16 protein-coding genes and 1 tRNA gene are annotated in these 17,977 nt (G+C 65.7%); 13 read left to right on the top strand and 4 right to left on the bottom strand.

All coding sequences use genetic code 11. The features are described from left to right. The first annotated feature begins 1 nt into the window (after position 1). The 3 genes from B5F79_RS10245 to B5F79_RS10235 all read left to right on the top strand — a co-directional run bounded on the left by B5F79_RS10245 (position 2) and on the right by B5F79_RS10235 (position 2,335). Positions 2-535 carry a hypothetical protein gene (locus tag B5F79_RS10245; RefSeq protein ID WP_087221210.1) on the top strand — a complete coding sequence of 178 codons (534 nt, stop codon included), beginning with the start codon at positions 2-4 and terminating at the stop codon, positions 533-535. Positions 536-562: 27 nt separating this feature from the next. After that, positions 563-1,405 carry an HAD family hydrolase gene (locus B5F79_RS10240; RefSeq protein WP_087221208.1) on the top strand — a complete coding sequence of 281 codons (843 nt, stop codon included), beginning with the start codon at positions 563-565 and terminating at the stop codon, positions 1,403-1,405. Positions 1,406-1,531: 126 nt separating this feature from the next. After that, on the top strand, positions 1,532-2,335 hold the full coding sequence (locus B5F79_RS10235; RefSeq protein WP_087221205.1) for a Cof-type HAD-IIB family hydrolase: 804 nt from the start codon (positions 1,532-1,534) through the stop codon (positions 2,333-2,335). A gap of 378 nt (positions 2,336-2,713) precedes the next feature. Here the strand turns inward: B5F79_RS10235 and B5F79_RS10230 are convergent, their stop codons facing one another. Further along, entirely contained in the window at positions 2,714-3,625 is a 912-nt protein-coding gene (locus B5F79_RS10230; RefSeq protein ID WP_158094883.1) for an ROK family protein, read from the bottom strand. Between the two features lie 242 nt (positions 3,626-3,867). Here B5F79_RS10230 and larA point away from each other — a divergent pair, with 242 nt between their 5' ends. Genes larA through B5F79_RS10215 form a run of 3 tightly spaced genes read left to right on the top strand, consistent with a single transcriptional unit; the run spans position 3,868 to position 7,463 of the window. Then, on the top strand, positions 3,868-5,541 hold the full coding sequence (gene larA, locus B5F79_RS10225; protein ID WP_087221199.1) for a nickel-dependent lactate racemase: 1,674 nt from the start codon (positions 3,868-3,870) through the stop codon (positions 5,539-5,541). Continuing rightward, positions 5,531-6,706, top strand: coding sequence for a UxaA family hydrolase (locus tag B5F79_RS10220; protein ID WP_087221196.1), 1,176 nt, complete (start codon positions 5,531-5,533; stop codon positions 6,704-6,706). The genes larA and B5F79_RS10220 overlap by 11 nt, the downstream gene beginning before the upstream one ends. Positions 6,707-6,764: 58 nt before the next feature. After that, on the top strand, positions 6,765-7,463 hold the full coding sequence (locus B5F79_RS10215; RefSeq protein ID WP_087221193.1) for a TIGR00266 family protein: 699 nt from the start codon (positions 6,765-6,767) through the stop codon (positions 7,461-7,463). A 702-nt stretch (positions 7,464-8,165) separates the two neighbouring features. Here the strand turns inward: B5F79_RS10215 and B5F79_RS10210 are convergent. Then, a complete protein-coding gene (locus B5F79_RS10210) occupies positions 8,166-9,422 on the bottom strand; it encodes a tyrosine-type recombinase/integrase (RefSeq protein ID WP_087221190.1) in 1,257 nt (418 codons plus the stop codon). A 251-nt stretch (positions 9,423-9,673) separates the two neighbouring features. On the opposite strand from B5F79_RS10210, the gene B5F79_RS10205 reads away from it, so the two are divergent. From B5F79_RS10205 to B5F79_RS10180, 7 genes are all read left to right on the top strand, one after another. After that, entirely contained in the window at positions 9,674-9,877 is a 204-nt protein-coding gene (locus B5F79_RS10205; RefSeq protein ID WP_087221187.1) for a helix-turn-helix transcriptional regulator, read from the top strand. A 9-nt stretch (positions 9,878-9,886) separates the two neighbouring features. Then, on the top strand, positions 9,887-10,270 hold the full coding sequence (locus B5F79_RS10875; protein WP_143786292.1) for a hypothetical protein: 384 nt from the start codon (positions 9,887-9,889) through the stop codon (positions 10,268-10,270). After that, the gene (locus B5F79_RS10200) at positions 10,263-12,743 is read left to right on the top strand and encodes a hypothetical protein (protein ID WP_087221184.1); all 2,481 of its coding nucleotides are present in this window, start codon (positions 10,263-10,265) and stop codon (positions 12,741-12,743) included. Before B5F79_RS10875 ends, B5F79_RS10200 begins: the two co-directional genes overlap by 8 nt. Then, complete coding sequence (locus tag B5F79_RS10195) at positions 12,730-13,170, top strand: hypothetical protein (RefSeq protein ID WP_087221181.1); 441 nt, start codon at positions 12,730-12,732, stop codon at positions 13,168-13,170. The genes B5F79_RS10200 and B5F79_RS10195 overlap by 14 nt, the downstream gene beginning before the upstream one ends. A gap of 124 nt (positions 13,171-13,294) precedes the next feature. Then, positions 13,295-13,789 (top strand): hypothetical protein, encoded by a 495-nt coding sequence (locus B5F79_RS10190; protein WP_087221178.1) that lies wholly within the window; start codon positions 13,295-13,297, stop codon positions 13,787-13,789. A 76-nt stretch (positions 13,790-13,865) separates the two neighbouring features. Beyond that, positions 13,866-14,177: a hypothetical protein gene (locus B5F79_RS10185; RefSeq protein WP_087221175.1), complete on the top strand. Its 312-nt coding sequence runs from the start codon at positions 13,866-13,868 to the stop codon at positions 14,175-14,177. Between the two features lie 242 nt (positions 14,178-14,419). Then, positions 14,420-16,468, top strand: coding sequence for a plasmid recombination protein (locus tag B5F79_RS10180; RefSeq protein WP_158094882.1), 2,049 nt, complete (start codon positions 14,420-14,422; stop codon positions 16,466-16,468). On the opposite strand, the gene B5F79_RS10175 is transcribed toward B5F79_RS10180, so the two are convergent. Together B5F79_RS10175 and B5F79_RS10170 are read right to left on the bottom strand one after the other, a co-directional pair. Continuing rightward, the gene (locus B5F79_RS10175) at positions 16,465-17,271 is read right to left on the bottom strand and encodes a hypothetical protein (RefSeq protein WP_143786291.1); all 807 of its coding nucleotides are present in this window, start codon (positions 17,269-17,271) and stop codon (positions 16,465-16,467) included. The two genes, B5F79_RS10180 and B5F79_RS10175, sit on opposite strands and share 4 nt — an antisense overlap. A 307-nt stretch (positions 17,272-17,578) precedes the next feature. Then, positions 17,579-17,655: transfer RNA gene (locus B5F79_RS10170), tRNA-Met, on the bottom strand. Positions 17,656-17,977: the final 322 nt, after the last annotated feature.

Genomic DNA, 17,977 nt, shown 5'->3' with positions numbered 1-17,977 from the left:
CATGGGCACGGGCTTCGTGATCGTGGCGATGGTCTTCCCGCTGCTCGCGCTCTTTCTCGAGCACTCTGGCAGCGTGCGCTTTGCCGAGCGCCATCACCGCCACCACGACACCTACGTGGTGCCCGCGGGCTTCACGCGCGCGCTCGTGCTTGCGATGGTCTTCGTGTCCGTGGCCGGCATCGTCCTGAGCTGGGTCTGCCTCACGGACGTCTCGGACACCGACCCCGTGATCGTGCTCGCGTTCAGCGACGCGTTCGTGGTGACGAGCTTTGCCCTGTGGTGGGTCCTGTGCCGCTACAAGGTGTCAGTCTTCGAGGACCGCATGGTCATCACGCCGTTTCTCGGGCCGGACGCGGAGGTCCTCTACTCGCAGATCGACCGCATGGAGTGGGTCGGCATTCGCAGGGGCTCGGGCATGCGGAGCCTTGACGTATACGTGGGAGGAGCCCGCGCGGCGCGACTGAGCAGCATGGTCGACGTGGCGCAGATTCTCATGAGCATAGACCGTTTTGACGTGCTGCCGCGCGCAGCGTAGCGCCTCGGCGCCAGGAGGGGAGCTTTCTTGATCAAGCTGGTTCTCTCGGACATGGACAACACGCTCGTGCCGTTTGGCATGAGCTTCGTGAGCGAGCGCACCATGGAGGCCATCCACGAGGCCATGAGCGCGGGGGTGCGCTTTGGCCCGGCCACGGGGCGCGACTACTACGAGCTCCTCAGGTTCTTCAGGATGGACGAGTCCTGCATCCGCACGGGCATCCTCTCCAACGGCAAGCGCGTGCGCGTGGACGGCGCCCCCGTCAGGACCGTCCTCATCCCGCACGACGCGCTCGTGCGCATCGACCAGGCGCTCCGACCCGAGAAGGGCATGTTCCTCGTGTGCTATCCCGAGGACACCAACCTCCTCAACCCCGCCTACGGCGTGGGCACCACGAGCGAGGAGCTCGCCGTCTTTGAGAGGCGCACCCGCTTCAACGGCGCGGTGGTGGACGAGGTGCCCGACGAGCCCTTCATCGCCGCCACCATCGCGTGCCCCGGGCCGCCCGAGCGCATGGACCGCTGCCGCCAGATCGTGGCGGAGGCGGCGCCGGAGATGAGGATCGTCTCGCCCATCCCGGAGTGGTTCGACATCATGCCTCAGGGCGTCTCCAAGGCCGCGGGGCTCGACCCCCTGCTCGAGGCGATGGGCATCACGGCGGACGAGGTGGCCGTCTTTGGCGACGCAGAGAACGACCTCGAGATCCTGCGCAAGGTCCGCTACTCCGTGGCCGTGGCAAACGCCACCGACGAGGTCAAGGCAACTGCCAACTACCACATAGGCGCCGCAGACGAGGAGGGCATGGCCGACGCGCTCCTCGAGGTCGCCCGCGCGGCGCGCGACGGGGACATGCCCCGCTTCCTCTCCTGACCAACTCCTGACGTTTGGTTGACAGTTTGCCCGGCTGACAGTTTGCCCGGGTCTAACTGTCAACTTGTAAAACGTTGACAGTTAGACCCGGGCAAACTGTCACACACTCCCAAGGAGGCTCACCGCATGATCAAGCTCATCGCGTCGGACATGGACGGTACCTTGCTCGATGGCGACTCCAAGGTCCCCGAGGAGACCTTCGAACTCATCCACGCCCTGCACGAGAAGGGCGTGCGCTTCGTGGCCAGCTCGGGCCGGCGCTACGACACGCTGCGCTGGTTCTTCGGGCCCGTCGCGGACGAGATGGACTACGTGGCCTCGCTCGGCACGCAGGTCTACGCCGACGGCCGCCTGCTCGACCGCGAGGTCTTCTCGACCATCGCGGTGATGCGCCTGTTCGAGACCGCCCAGCTCTTCGACTGCGTCCACCTTGCGCTCTACGACGCCACCCACACCTACCTGCTCGACGATCAGAGCTCCTACATCCGCGAGCTGGACAAGGACCTCCCCAACGCCGAGCGCCTCTTTGACCCGCCCTCGCCTGACGTGAGCATCATCAAGGCCGCCGTGTGCTGCGAGCTGCCCGAGCAGCTCATGGACATGGCCTACGTGCTCGAGCGCGAGCTCTCCGAGTGGTTCACCTTCCTCCCGAGCGGCTCGCGCTGGATTGACGTGGTGCCGCGTCACGTGAACAAGGCCACGGGCCTGGAGCAGGTCCTGCGCTACTGGGGCATCGACCGCAGCGAGGTCGTGGCCTTTGGCGACTCCATGAACGACTACGCCATGCTGCGCTACGTGGGGCACCCCTACGTGATGGAGAACGCGCGCTACGCCGTGCGCCAGATTGGCCAGCGCGTCATCGGCTGCAACACCGACAACGCGGTCCAGGCCACGATGCGCGAGATCCTGGAGGGCCTCGAGACCCGGTAGCGGGGGCTTCTTGCCGCCGCGGCAGCTTTGCCGGGGAGGTTGCCGACGGGCAGCTCCTGACGTTGCGTAAATCCGGGCCAGGGCGCGGTTTTCGATGTGAGCGTCGCAAGAAGTGGGGCCAGGGCACGCGGTGGGCAAGCTTTGGGCGCGCCCCGAGCCTGCGGGCTGTGCCACAGCTCCATTTCTTGCAACAAATCCGGCCAATTAGAGGGTCTGAAGCCTCGTCTCGTGGCCCCTCGCGTACCCCGGCCCCAATATCCGCAACGGCGAGAAGAACGCGCGTGCCCTGGCCCGATTTTTCGTAACGTCAGGAGCCGTCGCCGTGCCCGGGCCCGTCTTCCCGCAACCCGCGGTCGCCCCGCAACCCGAGCGCCGCTGCTACGCCCCGCGCTTCTCGCGCATGCGAACGAAGTGCTGGTAAGCGCCTATGAGGTTGGCCTCGTTGAAGAACTTGCAGGTCTCGAGCTCGACCTCGGGGAAGGCGTAGAGCAGCTCCGCGTTGAAGCGCCGGTGCGCAGCGCGCACGCCCTCGATGAAGAGGGGGTTCCTGCTGATGCCGCCGCCCAGGCAGATGCGCTCGGGGTCCAGCCAGCACTGGATGTTGTGGATCTGGATGGCGATGTCGTCGCAGACCGCGCGGAACACGCGCTCCGTCACCTCGTCGCCGGCCTCCAGCCACGCAAAGAGCTGCCGGCCGTCGCACTCCTCGATGCCCTTGGCCTCCGTCAGGCGCCGGCACATGCCCGTCGTGGAGCACGCGGTCGACCAGGCGCCGTCGTCGCGGAGCTCGCTGTCGCGCCGCGGCGTCTTGAAGTACATCATCGAGGCCTCGCCGGAGTAGAGGTGCGACCCCTTGAAGAGCTCGCCGTTCACCACGGCCCCGCCGCCGATGCCCGTGCCAAACGTGAGGACCGCGCCGTTGGTCACGCCCTGCAGGTTGCCCACCGCGAGCTCGGCCATCGTGGAGCACCGCGCGTCGTTCTCCACCTCCACGGGCAGGCCAAAGCGGCGCTCCCACTCCGTCACGTCGACGTTGAAGTTGTAGGTGAGCGCCCCGCCCGTGTGGAGGTAGCGTGCGTCCACGTCCACGACGCCGGGTACGGAGAGCGCAACGCCCTCGACGGGTCCCAGCTCGGCGATTATGCGCTCGAGCGTGGCGAGAAAGGGCTCGGGGTCGTGGGACTCGGGGTCCGGCGTGGGCGTCTCTCCCTGGAGCTGGATCTGCGTCCCCTCCATCGCGCAGTACTTGATGGCGGTTCCGCCCACGTCAAAGACGGCGAGTCTGGTCATAGCTTCCCCCTTGATAGCCTTGGATGACCCCGGCCACGCTATCGTAGCGCGCTGGGTGCTGGCGAGAAGAACCCCGTCGGTGAGCGCGTCCCGGCCGGGCGCCAGCGGGGGGCGGCATACCCCGCCCCCGCACGTTCTTCTCGCCCCGAGCTCCACGGCATCGTTTGGCCGACGACCGAGGGGGGTGGGCACGCAGCCGGCCATATAATTGTGGGGAACGCACGTCTACCCAAGGGGGCAACATGACCGCAGACACACCCCGCACCATAGGCATCCCGTACGGGCACGGCTCGCTGGAGCTCGCCCTGCGCGAGGGCGACCGCGTGATAGAGGGGGAGATCTCCGCCGTGGCCCCCTCGGCGCCGGCGGAGGAGCTCGTCCGCCGCGCGCTCGAGAGTCCCCTGGGCACGCCGCGCCTCTCGGAGCTCGCCCGTGACGCCCACAGCGTGGTGATAGTCACGAGCGACCACACGCGCGCCATGCCCAGCGCGATCACGCTGCCGCTGCTGCTGGAGGAGGTGCGCCGCGGCAACCCGGACGCGGAGATCACCATCCTCGTGGCCACCGGCCTTCACCGCGCGACCACGCCGGACGAGCAGCGTGCCATGTTTGGCAGCAAGATCGTGGAGAACGAGCGCATCGTCGTCCACGACGCCTTTGACGAGTCCGCCCACGTTGACCTGGGCACGCTTCCCTCCGGCGCCTGCTTCTTCGTGGACCGCCTGGTCACCACCTGCGACCTCCTGGTCACCGAGGGCTTCATCGAGCCGCACTTCTTCGCGGGCTTCTCCGGCGGGCGCAAGAGCATCCTGCCCGGCGTCTGCTCGGAGCGCACGGTGAAGGAGAACCACTCCTACCGCGCCATCGCCAGCGACCGCGCCCGTTCCGCCGTGCTTGACGGCAACCCCATCCACCTGGACATGGTCGAGGCCGCGCGCCGCGTGAACGTGGCCTTCATCCTCAACGTGGCGCTCAACGGCTCCAAGGAGATCATCGGTGCCTGGGCGGGGGACGTGGAGCGCGCACACGAGGAGGGCGTCCGCTTCGTGAGCGGCCTCACCCAGCGTCCCGTTGAGACGGCCGACATCGTGATCACCGGCAACGGGGGCTACCCGCTGGACCAGAACCTCTACCAGAGCCCCAAGGCAGCCTCCACCGCCGCGGAGTACGCGGGCGAGGACGGCGTGATCATCCTGTGCTGCCGCTGCGAGGACGGCATGGGGAGCGAGAACTTCGAGAGGCTCATGCAGCTGGGCTCTCCCGAGGAGATAGACGCGCACCTCTCCGCCATACCCGCGCACGAGACCATCCCCGAGCAGTGGTGCGCCCAGATCTACTCGCGCATCCTGCGCCGTCACCGCCTCATCCTCGTGAGCGACGGACTGGACCCCAAGCTCGTCTCGCGCCTCAACATGACGCCGGCGCGCACGCTGGACGAGGCGCTCGCCCTGGCGCGCGACTCCAAGGGGGCCGATGCCAGCGTGATCGTCATTCCGGACGGCGTGAACGTGGTCCCGGCGGGTCCCGTAGAGGAGACGAGAAGAACCACGGGCCAGCAGGAGCCCCAGCACCCCCTTGCGCTCAAGGTGGCGGACGCGGACAACGTGGCCACCGTCTTCGCAGACGGAACCACTGCCGGCACCGTGGTGTGCGTGCGCGACCGCGCAGGCAACGAGTCCCTGGTAACGGCCCTGGGAGACATCCCCTACGGCCACAAGATCGCCATCGCGGACATCGCGGCGGGCCAGACCATCGTGAAGTACGGAGAGAGCATCGGCGTCGCCTCGCGCGAGATCGCCGTCGGCGACTACGTCCACGTGCACAACCTAGACAGCATGCGCGGCAGGGGAGACCTCGAGCAGGGGAGCCCCGCGCGACCGCGCCCCGAGCGAGAGGAGGACGACGATGCCCGATAGGCCCAGCTTCTACGGCTACCCGCGCCCGGACGGGACGTTCGGAGCGCGCAACCACGTGGCCGTGATTCCCAGCGTCACCTGCGCGGGTGACGTTGCCCAGGCGGTCTGCCGCCAGGTGGCGGGCACCGTGTGCTACCTCCACCACCAGGGGTGCTGCCAGCTCCCGCCCGACCTCGAGCGCGTCACGGACACGCTCATCTCCCTGGGAAAGAGCCCCAACGTGGGCGCCGTCCTCATTGTCACCCTGGGGTGCGAGGGCACGGACCACGAGCGCATGTACGAGGAGCTCGCGCAGACGGGCAAGCCGGTGCGCAAGATCGCCATCCAGGAGCTGGGCGGCACGGCGCCCGCCATCGCGCGCGGCATAGAGGAGGCGCGCGAGCTCGTGCTGGCCATCTCCGCGCAGCAGCGCGTGGAAGCGGGCATCGAGAACGTCGTCATGTCCATCAAGTGCGGCGCCTCGGACACCACGAGCGGCATGGCGTCCAACTGCGTCATCGGGCGCGTGGCGGATCGTTTGGTGGACCTCGGCGCCACGGTGGTCTTTGGCGAGACCACGGAGTTCATCGGCGGCGAGGACCTGCTCGCGGCTCGCGCCGTCTCGCCGGAGGTCGCGCGCCGCATCTACGAGATCGTGGACGCCATGGAGACGCGCGCCAAGAGCGTGGGGTGCGACATGCGCCGCGGCCAGCCCACGCCCGGCAACATCGCGGGCGGGCTCTCGAGCATCGAGGAGAAGAGCCTGGGCGCCATTGTCAAGAGCGGCACGCGGCCCATCCAGGGCGTGCTCGACTACCCGGAGACCGCCTTTGGGAAGAAGGGCCTCTGGATCAAGGACACCCCCGGACGCGAGCCGGAGATCCTCACGGGCATGGCCGCGACGGGCGCGCAGTTCATGTGCTTCTCCACCGGCCGAGGGGCGCCGCAGGGCTTCCCCAGCATGCCCGTCGTCAAGATCTGCGGCAACCCGCACACGTACCAGCGCATGCGCGGGGACATGGACGTGGACGCCGGCCGCATCATAGAGGGCGCGGCGAGCATAGACGAGGTCGCGGACGAGACCTTCGAGCTCATCCTGCGCGTGCTCTCCGGCGAGCTCACCAAGAACGAGGCGATCGGCTACACCAGCTCCATAGACATCCACTGTCTGGGTCCCGTCATCTAGCGCGGCGGGAGCGGCGCGCGTTCAGTCCCATTATCAGGCCATAGAGAAAGGAGCACACATGAAGTTCGTACTCACCGGCGATTCCGACTGCCCCATCGCCCGCATCGCGCTCGCGCAGGGCGAGTCCGTCCGAACGGAAAGCGGGAGCATGGTGTACTCGCGCGGGGTCGAGATCACGGGTGGTCTCAACACCAAGAAGAAGGGCCTCGGCGGCGTGCTCAGCGCCATCGGGCGCAGCATCACCAGCGGCGAGTCCATGTTCGTCACCACGGCAACGGGCACCCAGAGCAACGGCGAGCTCGCCATCGCCCCGCCCATCCCCGGCAAGATCATGGAGCTCCACGTGGACGCGGCGCACCAGTACCGCCTGAACACCGGCGCGTTTCTCGCCTGCGATGAGAGCGTGGACTTCACGATGGTGAACCAGGGCATCACCAAGGCGCTCTTTGGCAACACGGGCGGCCTCTTCGTGATGGAGCTCCAGGGCGAGGGCTCGGTGCTGGCGTCCGCGTTCGGCGACGTCCTGGCACTCGACGTGGTGCCGGGGGAGCCCCTGACCGTCGACAACGAGCACGTGGTGGCATGGGACGCCGGCCTTGACTATCACATCGAGGTGGCGAGCGGCATCTTTGGCTTCACCACGGGCGAGGGCCTCGTGAACACGTTCACCGGCAGCGGCCGCGTGTACATCCAGACACGCAACCTGGCCAACCTCGCGCAGGCCATGCACCCGTACCTGCCCACGACGTCGAGCTAGCGGCGAGGCGCGGGGCGGGCGAGGCGCGGGGCGAGAAGAACGGTCCCGCCGCACCGCGTCCCACCTGCCGTCCGCCGGCGAAATCCCGACGTTCGCGGAGCGTCCGCGCAAGACGGTATCGAAGCCGGTCGCGCGGGCAATAAGAAGAGTGTCAAGCACATCGTCGCTACCCAGAAGGCGACCGGCAGAGGAGGCGAGTCCAGTGAACAGCGATCAGAACACAGGGTCTGGACCCGTCGTCCGTGCGACCGAGACCCTGTAGCCCCGGGCGAGCGATTCGTTTCGCCGCCGACGTCCTCCGACACGTTTATCGGATTCGGGTTGATGAGGAGAGCTAGCGGGGCGGAGTCCAGACTTCTATCGCATCTGTCGGGCGCTTGGTAGCTAGATGGGATGTGAATCCAAAGGACAGAGTTGCCGGGGCGGCGCCGAGGGGCGTCGCCCCTTTCCGTGCGGCATCGGCTGCGAGCACGAAAAAGCCCGGAGGCCACATGACCTCCGGGCAGACTTTGCATGGTCGCGGGAGCAGGATTTGAACCTACGACCTTCGGGAAATATCAATAAAAGCGTGATTACCCCAGCGTAACCCGCTTGTTACCCGCGTTTACCTGCGAGTATTTAGCGATTCGTTTACCCTGCTTTACCCTCTGGTAACCCCTGTTTGCCCGGAGTAAACGACAGGGTAAACGACAGGGCGGAACACTAGGAATCCCGCAGCATTTGGACGAGCTGGGTGGTGCTGCTCGTGTCGGTGTAGCTGCTCCGGTTCATGTCCTCTGAGTGTCCGAAAAAGGCCGCTCGCAGCGCGTCCGGTATGCCCCGCTGCATCCATTCGGTGTTGAGCGTTGCCCTCCAAACGTGCGTCGACACCTCTCGCAGCAGCGGTATGTCGAGGGTGTCCGCCATTTCGCGGTAGAGGGCCTTTGCGGCCTTTTGGCGGTTCGAAGCGTCCCAGACCCTGTCAGGGAACGCAGGAGACCCAAAAACAAGCGCTGTCGGCTCCTGAGACACCTGAGCGAGCCGTTCGCGGATGCGATCGGCGACGCGGTCGTCCATGACCGGGACGGTGCGCCCTCGGTGCGTCTTCGAAACCTCTGCGGTGACGGTCACGGTGAGCGGATTCGCGTTGTCGTCGACGTCGGCCCGAGTGATGCTGCATGCCTCGTTGATTCGCAGCCCGGTCTCGGCCTGCACGAGCGTCACGTCGACGGCCCGCTCGCGGATGGCCGTCCGCTGCTCTGCGCTGTATCTTCCGCGCTTTGGCTGGGGCATCCGCTCCGGCTCGTAGGCGAGCAGGTAGTCTTTGACCGCCGCGCGCTGCTCGGGCGTGAGCGCCCGCCCTCCTTTGGGCTTCGGTTTCGCGACGTGCTCGGGCAGCTCCAGCTCCATATCGCGCAGCGGATTGTGCGTGATGACCTCGTCGGTCACGAGTCGGCGCATCACGTACTTTGAGGTGACCTTGGCGCACTGTCGCGCCGTGGCGGTGCCGTTCTCGGCAGCGATAGCCGCGAGTGCGTCGTTGAGCGTCCGGGGTCGCACCGCGTCGGCGATGGTGAGTCCTTTCATCTGTGCCGCGAGCAGCCGCAGCACGTGGATGTAGCGCTCCTGCGTGTTCGGGCGGAGAGGTTTCGGGAATTGGTTGGATTCTATAGCTGAGATGCTTTGCGTTTTGACGTAGGTCACGAAATCCGAATCGGGTGCCCACGGGCCTGTGCCCGTGCCGTCGAGCAGCGTTTCCGCAGTCTTTTGCGCTCTGTGACGTACGTCGGTCGTGCGCGTCGTTTTCATCTCGGTGATGTGCTTCTCGACGCGCCCGTTCCACAGACAAATGCGCCACTGCATGGTGAGGTATCCCGGCTTCGGCTCGCGCTCGCCGGTTTTGGGATTTTTTCGGGTGGCCGGAACGACCGCCGACGTCGCTATGGTGTTCTCCCCGGGCTGGATTCGCGGTCGTGGCATGGCTCCTCCTCGCGTTTGACCTCGAACGATACCGACAGGATAGCACGTGGTGAAGAAAATTGGTTCAAATCGTTGACAGGAGGGTAAACGCGGGTAAAATCATAGGTGCGGGAGGGCAAACAGCCTTTGTGACCGTTCCAGCCTCGGAAGTGCTGGCAAAAAAAGGGCCCGCACTCGCGGAAACGTCGGTCGCCGCGGAAACAGGTTCGCGCAGCGTAAGCTGCGCCCGTTTCCGTGGAGGCCGTTTTTTCATGACCATACAGAACACCGCCGCGCCGAAGCTTGCTCTGCGCGAGCGTGAGGCCGCCGAGGCCCTCGGCATTTCCGTGAAGACGCTGCGTAATTGGCGCTATATGACGCCGCAGAAGGGCCCGCGCCCTTCGCACCTCGGTCGCGCCGTCGTGTATCCGGTTGCCGAGATTGAGCGCTATCTCGCCGAGAACATGAGCCGGTAGGTGGTCGCCGTGACCGTCATGCAGCCGTGTCTTTCGGGTGACCAGAAAAGTTTTTCTGATTTTTGCGCTAATTCCGAAGTATTTGCATCTGGCGCTATAACGCGCGGGCGCGGCCTTGGCTTGTCGATAGGCCGCGCCCCGCGTATTTTCGCTGTTCAGCGGTGGTGTCGCGCCTCGGTCGGCAAATCCGGTTTGCGTTTGCCCACCGTCTCCGACAGGCCGAAATCAAATCGAAAAACCGCTAGGAATTCGTTTACCTGCGGTTTTGTGAAAATACGGCCTTTGACCTGCGGGTTTCAAATCAAAAAAACGTCCGGAATTAACCGGATTTTTGTCCGTTTGATTTGTAATTCCGGCGCTCGTTTTATTTGCGGAGGCGGTTCTTATGCCTAACGACCCCGAGACCACCGCCCCGAACCCGTCCGCGCAGCCGACCGTCGAGGACGACGCCCGCGACATTCGGGCGCTGCAATCCGAGCACGCCGCGCTCTCGCAGCAGCGCTCCGAGATCGCGACGCAGCGCGGCTATCTCGCTGACGATATCGACCAGGGCTACGGCGACATGGACGACCTCGCGCAGCTCAAGGAGTACGACGCCCAGCTCGCCGCCCTCGACGCGCAGCTCTCCGCGCTCGTGGCGCGCATCAATGCTGCGACGCAGTTCGCCCTCGAACGGGCGGGCGTTCCTTCCGACGGCGACGAGCGGGCCGCACCGGACGGCGGCGACCTCTCGCGCTTCGTTCGCGAGACTGACAAGAAGGCCGTCCCGTTCCATTTCCGAGTCGTCAAATGTAAGCCCTACACCGACAAACAGGGTAACGTCCATGACGAGCGTTGTTATATGACGAAGCTCGAGGACACCGCCCCGCACCTCGACAAAACCGGCACGCACGGGAGGTTCACCGGCATGCGCGGTTATCGCGACCTGTTCGGGAAGCAGTCTTTTGAGGTGCAGATGCGGCTTGTTCGCTCCGGTCTGCTCCCGGCAGACGAAGCCGAGAACATCGTCAAGCATCAGGAGTGCTGGGCGAAATGGGCGTTCGAATGCCCGAAGGTCGACCGCGACGGTAACGTCGTTCCGGGCGGGACGTCATTCTCGGGCGTCCGCCTCGTAGACGGAGGGCCGGAAGCTGTCGACAAGCTCGCAGACAAGATGGAGAAGAAGAACAAGAGGGGCCGCAAAAAGGGCGGTTCCAGCGATGACGGGGGCGACGACAATTCGCTGATTTCCGTTCCGTTCTTCTCAACCGACCTCGACCCTCAGCATTTCATCGGCTGGACGCCCGAGGAGCAGGGGACGCTCGCGCTCGCGAGCACCGCGCCCGAGCGCTACGAGGCGGGCGACCTCGAAGGATATCGCGCCGCGCTGCGCCCACTCGGCGAGGTCATTCAGCGTCACCTCTGCGACGCCGGGTTCGACTGTTCGCAGGGTAACGGCGACTTCTACATCGCGCTGCACTGGCGCGACGTTTACACCATCGAGGACTACATCAACGTCGGTCCGCACTGCATCCCGGGCGCGCCGAAGTACGTGCATTTCCACGTCGTCGCGCGCTGCGCCGACGCGAAAACCCAGTCGATGACGCGCGACGAACTCGGCGAGGCTATCGGCATCGCCGGGCACATGATTGAGCCGAACCGTCGCGGCGGGCACCTGTTCGACAATCGCCTGTCGTACCTCCCGCACGTCAAAGACCGCCAAAAGACGCCGTACGAGCCCGATATCGTCGTCACGCTCGCGGGCGTCGATTATCAGATGCTCTACGCGGAAAAAGTCGTCGCATGGAAGCGCTCCGCTGCGACCAAGACGAAGAAGGAGCTGAAAGAGCAGGTCGATTGGCTGCGCGAGGAATGCGCTGCGGGAAAAATCCGCATGGAAGATATCCTCGAACTCGTCCCAGACAAGTCGGGAAAATGCACGCAACCCTCTGAGCTGTATCGCATCTACACGTGCTCGAAGCAGGCGACGTCGGAAATCGACAACGCCTGCACGAACGCGAAGAAGCTGCGGCTGCGCGAGTCCGAGCGCGCCCTCGACGCAGGCGAGTTCGAGCGCATGAACGTTGTGCTGTTCGGGCAAAGCGGGAGCGGAAAGACCATGCTCGCGAAGGCGCTGCGATTCGGCCTCACGGCGAACTTTCCGGGCGGCGGGGGCGTTCCGTGGCGCTCAGTAAAGCTGCCGACGCGAAACCCGCTCGATCAATTCGACGGGTCGGAGGTCGTGCTGCTCAACGAGATGCGCAGCTCGACGTTCTCGGAGTATCAGGCGTTTCTTACGTTCACCGACCCGTACGACTGCGACCCGTGCGGCGCTCGTTATCGCAACATACCGCCCGGAGCGCAGCACGTGACGCTCATCACGACGCCGACCGAGCCGCTAAAGCTGCTCTACTTCATGCCGAAGTCGGGCGCAGGCTCCGCGAAGTGGGACTCGCTCGACCAGGGTATCCGGCGCATGACCTACGTCGTTCATGTGCTGAACCCGAACGAGCACGGGCGCTACTGCTACCAGCTCTACCGGCCCGAACGGGTCGAGCCATACGAGGTAGAAATCGCCGTCGGCACCGACGAGTACGGAATCGAGGAGACCGAGACGGTGACGCTCAGTTGGCGCTTCGCGCCCCTCGATGCGCTGCTCTCCGTCGACGGGCTGCTCGACGTACTCGTGCGCGATATCGACGCATGCAGCAACGGCGGCAGGCTCGCGGCTTCGGGCGCAATCGCATCGGTCGTCCGCGACTTCCAGCAGCGTTTCCGTGACCTCGTCGCGGGGGCCGCTGCGAAGGGCGTCCTGCCCGACCCCGGCCCGCTCCCGCTGCCCGCGCTGCCCTCACCCGCAGGGGGTGACGCCGATGCCGACGCCTAAGCCCAAGCACGCCTACCTGCTCCGCCCGGTCGCGAACGAGGACGCCCGCAGGCTCCGCGCGCGGGGCATCGCGGTCACGCCCGCCGAGTCCGCGCGCGACGAGTACCGCACCCGTTGCGTCATCGTCGTCCGGCGCTATCTCGCCTACGGCTGTAGCGTCCGCGACGTCGTCCTCGACCACTACGGCGGTGACTTCAGCACGCTGCGCGACCTCGGCCCGCAGCTGCGCGCAGCGCTCCGCGAAGCCCTGCCCGTCGCGCTCCATGAGGCCCGCGCGGGCCGCGCGTACGGCCTCACCGAGGAGAGCGTCCGCGCCGCCGCCGAGGCGTTCCGCGACGAGGAGCGCGAGCGCCGCGCCCGCTTCAAACGCGCTCGACCGCGCGCCTGTGCACCGGCGAGCCGCGCCATCCCGAGGGGAGGTGACTAGCGATGCCGTTCTGGCTGACCGACGACGGCACGTTTGACGACGCGCCCGACCCCGAGCCGTTTTCGTACGAGAGCGAACACGACGACGAAGACGAAGAGACCGATTGATGACGAAAGGATTAACGATGCTCAACTGCACCCCCAACCCCGCCCCGCCCGCGCCCATGACCGACGACGAGCGCCGCGCCTATTATGCCCGCCTCCGTGCCTCGGTTGCCACGCACGAGGCACACGTCGAGGAGAAGCGCGAGACCCTGCTGCGCAACGTCGGCGCGCTCTACGACGAGCACCCTCGCGCCACGGCAGTGCGCCTCATTCGCGCCGTCTGCGCGCTCGACGAAGCGCCCGCGACGCCGGGCTGCGCCCGCGAGTTCGCGGATGCGGTTCTCGAACTCGTGGCCGAGGTTGAAGTCGAACACGACGAGGCCCTCGGCGGCGAGCGCCCGAGCGCGCTTTTGTGCGTCGCGCTCGACAACCAGCGCCCGTTCGAGGTCAGCATCGAGGAGGCGCGCGAGGCGCATCCGCTGCTCGAATCGGACCTCGACGCGCTCGATGAGACCACGCTCGACCGCATCCGCGAACAGCGCTACGCGGCGTGGGGCGATAGCCCCATCGAGTAGGGCAACACAGGGCGGGGCGAACCCGTTTAATTCGCCCCGCCCGGTGGGATTCGCAACGAATAGAAAGGAACGAACGATGAGTAAGAAGACCAAGACCGCCGCCGACATCCGCGCCGAGATTGACGCCCAGAAGGCGAAGCTTGACGCGATGAAGAAGGCGCTGCGCACGCAGCAGCGTGCCGAGGCCAAGGCCGCCGCTGCGGCCAAGGCCGAGGCCGATGCGAAGCTCGCAGCCGCGCTGCTCGTGAAGCTCCGGGGCTACCTCCCGGACGACACGAGCGATGCGGAGCTGACCGCCGTCGTTGAGCGCGTTTTTGCGCTCGCGATGGACGGTCAGCCCGTCGCCGAGTGGGCGCTCGCTCAGGTGCGCGAGCACCAGAGCGAGTAGCCCGACGACGGCGACGTGCGAGCACGGACGTGGACGGATCGCAGCCAACGGCTGCGCCCGTCCGCTCCGGGCGAGCTGGGGAGGGCGCCCCTGCGGCGGGAGGGGCTACGCCCCTCCCGAGAGCAGCACCGGCGGGACGACCCGAAGGGTTGTCCCATAGGTGCAAAGGACAACCCTTCGGGTCGTCCTTTGACTTTGCAGCGAAGTCTGCAAACCCGTTCACGACTGAAAGGAGTCTCACGTTGGCAAACTCCAACTGGAATGGCGGTCACGCGAAGGGCCGTGCTCAGGCGAAAGCATGGCTCAGGCACAACGAGAAAGACCGCCGCGCCGACCCGCAGGTCGACCATTCGAACCGCGATATCGACAAGAGCCGCACCTCGCGCAACTTCGAGGTTGGGCCGACGAAAGGTTGGTCGTACGACCGTAAGTGTGACCGCCTCGAAGCCCGGCTCGACGAGTTCGGTTATCCAACCGACAACGATCTCGGGCCGATTCGGAAGACGACCCCGTCGTCGATGCAGGGCATCGTAATCTACGCGCCCGACGACCTCGACAACGACAAGGCAGAGGCAGACGGTCGCCTCGAAGCATGGGCAGAGGACGCGGTCGCTGAAGCCGCATCGCAGTTCGGCGAGGAGAACATCATCGCGGCGTATGTGGACGTCGACGAGGTTCACGATTACACCGATGCGCAGACCGGCGAAGTCCGCCGCTCGAAGCGCCACATCCACCTGTACGTGGTGCCCGTCTGCGAGGTCAAGGCGGTCGAGCGCGAGCCGGTCTACCTCACCCCTGAGGGCGAGGAGACGACCGAGGAATCCGAGGCGGAACAGGTCTACGTCACAGACCAGAACGTCGAGACCGACGACCCCGAGCGCGCAGCGATTGACGAGGAGACGGGCGAGCCGAAGATGCGCGCGAAGCGCGCCCGCACGAAGTCGGGCCGTCCGAAGTATAAGAAGAAAAAGCGCTCGGAGGTCACGAAGAAGTCGACGAAGCTGAGCGGTTCCGAGTTCTGCCTTCGCGACAACATCATGCGCTTCAACAAGGCCGTCGACGACATGACGCGCGAGAAGTACGGCATCAAGTGGAACACCGGCGTCGCCCGCGACCCGGACAAGAGGAACCAGACCACCGAGGAGCTGAAAGCCAAGACCGCCGAGCACGAAATCGCGCAGAGGGTTGAAGAGGCCGCAGCCGAAATCGAGGCGAAAGTCAAGGCGTCGGAACAGACGCTCGACGATGCGGAGGCTGCTGCTAAGACCATCAAGACAGACGCCGAGAACGAAGCGAAGCGCGTCAAGGACGACGCGGAGACCGCCGCCGAGACCATCAAAACGGAAGCCGAGAACATCAAGACCGATGCGGAGCACCGCCAAACAATCGCGAACGAAGAACTCGCGCAGGCGCGTCACGGCTACCTCCCGGCGACCGATGGAGACGGGAATGAGACGCGCCTCACGATCTACAGCTCGCCGGACGATGACGCAGCGCTCGGGCGTTGGCTCAAGAGCCTGCCGGGGCAGCTTCCCGAGGGCCGCGAGGTCTACGTCGGCGGTCGCAGGCTCACCGTCGCCGGGCCGTACGTACCCGGCGCGAAGGTCATCCGCTACGAGGCCCGCCGCGACGCGAGGAACGCCCTGAGCGAGGAGCGCGCAGCGCTCGCCGAGCGCGAGCGTAAGGTCAAGGCGCAGGAGGAGAGGAACGCTCAGGACGCCGTGCTCAACGAGCGCCGCCGCCACGCTTACGAGACCGCCAAGAAAGAGTACGAAGACGCGACGAAGCGCACGGACGACTACGTCGCGCAGCTCCGTGAGGAGTGGGCGCGCCTGCGCTCGAACGTCGTCTGCTGGGTCGCGAACGCGATGCACCATCTCGGCGGTTGGTTCATGCGGCAGGCCGACCAGCCCGGGCGGACCGGCGAGGAGCACTGGCGGCTCCGGGGCACCTCCGAGGAGCTGCACCGCGCTGCGGACATCATCAGCCGCCGCCCGGGCGACTCCACCATCGTGGCCGCGTGCTCGCCGGATGCGCCGCCGTGGGAGACGGTCGAGAAGCCGGAGCAGGTCGACACGGCGTCCGTCGACGCGATGATAGCCGCGGCTATGGACGCGGGCATTGAAGACGAGGACGACACCGCCCCGAAGAAGCCCGGAACCGCGAAGCAGCAGGGTCAGCGCACCACGCGTGCGGTCATGGCTCAGCGCCTCATCGCGTCCGTCGAGACGGGGCAGTCGCTCGACAGCATCGACAGCACCCCGGCGGATGATTACGGGTTCGGGTTTTAGTTCTCCTGCACGCGCTCAAGCTCGATGCGGCCGGGCCAGCTATCGGACTTCGGCTGATAGTAGACCGAAACCCCGCCGAGTGTGTCGGCGGTATCGCCGCCGGAGACCTTCGTGTCAAAGTAGGCATAAATCTCCTCGTCGGAGAGCGAGGGGTCAAGCACACGCACCGTGTCATGGAACACATCGCGCATGTCGGTCGTGAGCTTCCCGTCCGTTTCGCTGATGGTCACGAGGATATCGTCGGTGTCGTTGGCGTGCAGCAGCTCGACCCGGAAGCCGTAGGTGTACGCGTAGAACTTCGTCCGAATGTTACCGTCCTCGACCCCGGTGAACGGGCTTTGCGACGCGGCGTTGTAGTCGGTAATGAACTCGTTGACGACCTCGTCGTCGGCGTAGACGATATCGTCGTCTGCGTCGTTCTCCGGCTCTGCGGGTTCAGGCTCCGCCTTGGCGGCAGGTTCCGACTGCTGCTCTTCGGCGGGCTGCTGGGTGGTGTCGGTCGTCTGCGTGGTCGATCCGAACGCGCCAATGAGCGCGAGCGACACGAACGCGCAGACGACGCCCGCAGCGACCTTCCGACCGATGGGCGGGAGCTTCATTCCCGCGCGAACGATGCCGCTATCGGGCGACTCGGCGACGAGCCTGCGCCAGACGTAACGGATGCCGAACCACAGCGCGACGCCCGCAGCGATGCACAGCGCGAACGCGAGCGCGTAAATCGCTAGGGACACGAGCACGAGCACGCCGCACAGCCAGAGACAGCCGCGCTTCTTTTCACGGACGACGATAACCTTTTTAGACATGTGGCACCCCGCAGGACTGAATTAAACAGGCGATTACGCAGCGATTATACGCCGATGTGCCGCCCTGCTCCATTAGCTCCCAGCTAATCTGTGTGTGACTTCCCTGTGTGGAAAAACCGAAAAGGCGGGGCGTAATGCCCCGCCTTTTCGTTCGCCCTTTTGGGCTTCGGCCCGCGCGAAAACCGTGGGTCAGTCCACGTTGTCGCGGGCCTCCGAGGCCCTGTCGGTTTAGCGGGAGTTTTCGACAGGATTAACGACAGGGTAAGAAAAAAGCTCAGAGCCGAATTTAGGCTCTGAGCTGGACTTTTGGTCGCGGGGGCAGGATTTGAACCTACGACCTTCGGGTTATGAGCCCGACGAGCTACCAGACTGCTCCACCCCGCAATTGGGTGCACCTCGTGTGTGCAAGAAACAACTATATCGATGGAGGTGCGTATTCGCAAGCACAATCTTGGTTGTGGACGCATCTCCACAACTCCGTCGAGGAGGCGCCCTCGAGGACGGCACGCCGCCCGTGAGGGTATATACACCACCCCCTGAGGGTATGTACACCACCCCGACAGCTGCGGTTCGCATCTCCGCAGGTCAGAGCGTTGCCGAGAAGAACCTCCCGCCGGAAAACTGTGCATATCCTCAGGGCGACTGTACATACTCTCCAGAAGCCCAGCGCAAACCCCCGCCCCGCCAACCGCACCCCGAATACGCC

This window comes from Olsenella sp. An285, assembly GCF_002159625.1.
Taxonomy (GTDB): domain Bacteria; phylum Actinomycetota; class Coriobacteriia; order Coriobacteriales; family Atopobiaceae; genus Thermophilibacter; species Thermophilibacter avicola.
This window is presented reverse-complemented; position numbering and strand designations above follow the sequence as displayed.